At 67.4% G+C, this 3948-nt stretch carries 3 protein-coding genes; 2 read left to right on the top strand and 1 reads right to left on the bottom strand.

Annotated features, from left to right (window positions below):
• Positions 1 to 1068, bottom strand: a 1068-nt coding sequence (locus ACFW0G_RS45340; RefSeq protein WP_378331798.1) for an ALF repeat-containing protein, incomplete at its 3' end; no start/stop codon positions are given.
• Between the two features lie 698 nt (positions 1069 to 1766).
• Here ACFW0G_RS45340 and ACFW0G_RS45335 point away from each other — a divergent pair.
• Positions 1767 to 2297: a hypothetical protein gene (locus tag ACFW0G_RS45335; protein ID WP_378331797.1), complete on the top strand. Its 531-nt coding sequence runs from the start codon at positions 1767 to 1769 to the stop codon at positions 2295 to 2297.
• Between the two features lie 131 nt (positions 2298 to 2428).
• Positions 2429 to 3904 carry a ricin-type beta-trefoil lectin domain protein gene (locus ACFW0G_RS45330; RefSeq protein WP_378331796.1) on the top strand — a complete coding sequence of 492 codons (1476 nt, stop codon included), beginning with the start codon at positions 2429 to 2431 and terminating at the stop codon, positions 3902 to 3904.
• Positions 3905 to 3948: the final 44 nt, after the last annotated feature.

Raw genomic sequence — 3948 nt, 5'->3', positions numbered from 1 at the left:
CGCGTAGGCGGTCGCCGCCGCACGTCCGGCCATGTTCGCCGCGGACGCGGCGCGCGCGGCGGCGCCGGCGGCGACACGAGCGGCCGCGCTGGCCGCATTCGCCGCGCCTACCGCTTCGCGAGCCGCTGCGGCCGCCTTGTTGGCCGCGTCGGCGGCCTGCGATGCCGCGGCTGCGGCTGCCTCCGCGTTGTGGCCGGCGTTCGCGCTGGCTTGTGCGGCCGCCTCCGCGGACTTTCTGGCCAGCTCCGCCTCGGCGACCGCTTTCGCGGACGCCTCCTTGGCCGCCTGGGTCTCTTTCGCGGCCTGATCGCCGGCGTCTTTCGCCGCGCTCGCGAGTTGGGCGACGGTCGCGGTCTCCATGTCGTGGGCCTCGGCGAGCGCGCGGTCGTGGTCGAGGAACTGGGCGTAGGCGTCCAGCGTCGCGGCGTTCAATGCGCGCTGGGCGACTTTACGCACCTCGGGCCCGCCTGCGGCGAAGATCTGGTCGACCCGGATCCGCTGGTCCTGGCTATAGGGCGTCTGCCAGCCGTTCTTGAGGAACTCCTGCAGCGCGTCGACGGTCTTGGCGTCCAGCGCAGCCTGGGCCGCCTTCCGCAGCTCGGGGCCGGCGGTGGCGAGCATCTGGTCGACGCGGATGCGTTGGTCCTGTGCCCATGGTGTTTGCCAGCCCGACCTCAGGAAGGTCAGCAGGGCACCCTCGTCGGTGGAGAGCAGACTCTGCTGGGCGGCGTCCTTGACCGCCGGTCCGCCGCCATAGAGCATCCGGTTGACGCTGATGCGGTCGTCCAGCTTCTGCGCTCGCGGCAACTCGGTACTCAGAAACGCCGTGACGTCCGCGTCCGACCCGGCCAGTGCTCGCTCGGCCGCCGTTTTCACCGTCGGGCCGGCGTTCTTCCACAGGTTCACGACCTGAGCCCGGTCCGTCGCCGGCGTACCGGGCGGCGGAGCGGGATCGGCAGCGGCGTGTATGGCTGGTTGTGCGCCGGCGACAGGTGCCACCAGAACCGACAGTGTCGCGACTGACAGCGTCGCCGCTGTCAGAAAGCGCACTCGTGCGTATCTTCGCATGCGAGTCCTTACCCCTCAGCCACATCGGTCTTGACGCGGCTCACTCGAAATTTCGCTCCACCCATATACGTGCTGGGTGACTTTACCTTCGTACAGGGTGGTGAACCCGCGCCACTAGCCCCGTTCGGGCGGATCGAGAACTGTAGAATCACCGCCGCAACCTGATGTGAGCGACTGTGATGCACCTCACTGTCAAGTGATGTAAAACTACGGTTGCTACTTGCGATAACCGACTGGGCTTCCGGGTGTAGGTGGTTTCGGGCGCAGGAGAACTGCGGCAGGAAACCAGGCCGCACTCGGCCCGGTGTGGCCGCCAGGTCGCACCGTGTCAACTGTTCCAGGTTGACGCAACGGTGGACGCGAGGGGAATCGACGCATGGTACCGCCACTTGGCCTAAAGCCCGAGGGCGCCTCACATACTTATATGAACGACAGTCCCTCGGTTTGACCTGGCGAACGCTAATTCATGCGCAATTGATGACTGATGTGCGCTGGCGCCAATCGGAGCGTCACGCGGATTATGCCTCCGCGTCAGTGGATCTCAACCTGACACGCTAGGCGAGGGGCAGCTGCGTCATGGCTCACGTTCCATCACTACGTTGACGAAGCTATTCCACTCGGTGGTCCTGCCTACCTGTCCGAAACACTACGCCAACAATCGTCGGTCGCGTCGGCGACTGTCGCAGGAAAGGGAAGCAATGAAGATGAGATACCGGCCCCTGCTGGCCATTGGTGTGGCGTGTGCAGCTCTGGCCTCGGGTGCCTGGGTCGCGCAGTCGGCTGTGGCCGCCGGCTCGGCTCAGGAGGAGCAGCCGTCCCTCGTGGAGGACTATGCCTACCCCGACGCAGCTGCCATCCAGGCCTCCACCGGCGTGACACTTCTCTCGGGCGACGGGCACATCGTGTACGCCGACTGCAACACCCCACCGGACGGCAATATCGGCCTGGTGCAGGTCTGGACCACCGCCAAGGTCGGCGCGGACCAGAAAGGCCTGGTCTGTTTCAAGGTCCTCGGACCGAAGGGACACCTCAACCTCAAGGTGCCCGCCGTCTTCGAAATCGACGGTGACGGTCGCACCCCCAGTGCAGGCCACAAGATGAAGGCGGAGCTGACCACGGACGCCGGCCAGCACACCACCGTCGACGTCAGCCCCTACGGCAGCACGCCGGTAGGCGTCGGCACGAAGGGCGCGCCGACGACGTTGCTTCAGCTCGACGTCACCCCATAAGCGCAGGGTGTTCGCGGTACCGGTCGCTCTGGTTCAGACCAGTACCGGCGGGATAGCGAGTTTCAGACATCAGGCACCCCCTCCGCCACTACACACAGAGGTTCTTCATGAAATATCCACGCCCCCGGGCAGTGACGGTCGCCGCCGCACTGACGTCGGTTGCCGCCGCGGGCCTAATGCTGTCCGCGCCTGCCCAGGCGATCAGCGGCGGTGCTCCCGCCCCCGCCGGCAGTTACACCTTCGCCGGTCGACTCGACGTCGGTACCCCCGGATTCGATGGGCAGTCCTGTAGCGCCACACTGATCGACCCTGCCTGGATCGTCACCGCCAGTTCCTGCTTCGCGGCTTCCGGCCTGCAGGCAGGGCCGCCACCGAAGCCCACCACGGTCACGCTCGGCCGGACGCCCTCCAACGCTGGCCGCGTCGTTCGGGTGTCCTATGTGGCGCCGCGGTCCGACCGGAATGTGACGCTGGCGTTGCTGGCCACCCCGGTCACCGATATCGCACCGGCGAAACTCAGCACTACGCCGCCCACCGCCGGCGAAACCCTGAACGCGGTCGGATACGGCCGCACCACTGATACGTGGGTGCCCGATCAAGCGCGTGTCGCGCCGTTCACCGTGAACGCCGCGACCGGGACCACCGCGACGCTGACCGGTGCCAACGGCGTGGACACCTGCAAGGGTGACGCCGGGGGGCCCGCCCTGCGGCAGACCGCCGACAACAAGGTCGAGCTCGTCGCGGTGCACAGCACGTCCTGGCAGCACGGCTGCATGACGGTCACCGAGACTCGTCAGGGCAGCACCCAGTCCCGCATCGACAACATCACCGACTGGATCGGGCAGCAGACTGCGGCCTCGCCCATCCGCAACGCCAACGGCTTGTGCATGGACCTCGGATCCAACGAACCCGGCACCACGGTGGGCCTGGCTCCCTGCAAGGCGGGCAACACCAGCCAGCAGTGGCGCGCGTTGCCGGATGGCACCATCCGCAACTTCAACGGCCTAACCTTGGACATCGGCTCCAACGCCGAAGGCACCCCAGTGGCCATCGCCACTGCCCAGCCCGGCTACACCAGCCAGCAGTGGACCCGCCCCGACGGCACCATCCGCAACTTCAACGGCCTGTGCGCCGACCTCGGCGCCAACAGCCCCGGCACCACCGTGATCATGGCCGCCTGCCGCGCCGGCGCTGCCAGCCAGCAGTGGAGCACGGGCGAGCTACGCGAGGTCAGTGGCAAGATCCGCAACCACAACGGCCTGTGCGCGGACCTGTTCTCCAACGAGCCCGGCACCATCGTGGGCATGACGGTCTGCCAGCCCGGAGAGTGGGGCAGCCAGCGGTGGACCGCACCGATCGACGGCACGCTCCGCAACGCCAATGGGCTGTGCATGGACCTGGGATCCAACGAACCCGGCACCCAGGTCGGCATGGCCCCCTGCCAGATCGGCAACCCCAGCCAGCAATGGCGCGTCACCCCCGAGGGCGCCATCCGCAACTACAACGGCCTGGTCATGGACCTCGCTTCCAACGCCGAAGGCACCCCCGTGATCATCGCCACCGCCCAACCCGGCAACACCAGCCAGCAATGGACCCTCGGCAGCTAACCGCCGAGAGACCTAGAAAGGCTGGGGTGCCGCCCGCAGTAGTG

Origin of the sequence: Amycolatopsis sp. NPDC058986, from assembly GCF_042741125.1 — a bacterium.
In the GTDB taxonomy this organism is placed as follows: Bacteria; Actinomycetota; Actinomycetes; order Mycobacteriales; family Pseudonocardiaceae; genus Amycolatopsis.
Note: the sequence above shows the minus strand (reverse complement) of the source record. Positions and strands in the feature narration are given on the sequence as shown.

Excerpts from the sequence above, each read along its gene's own strand:
- ACFW0G_RS45335 (WP_378331797.1), top strand. The coding sequence starts at position 1,767 with ATGAAGATGAGATACCGGCCCCTGCTGGCCATTGGTGTGGCGTGTGCA.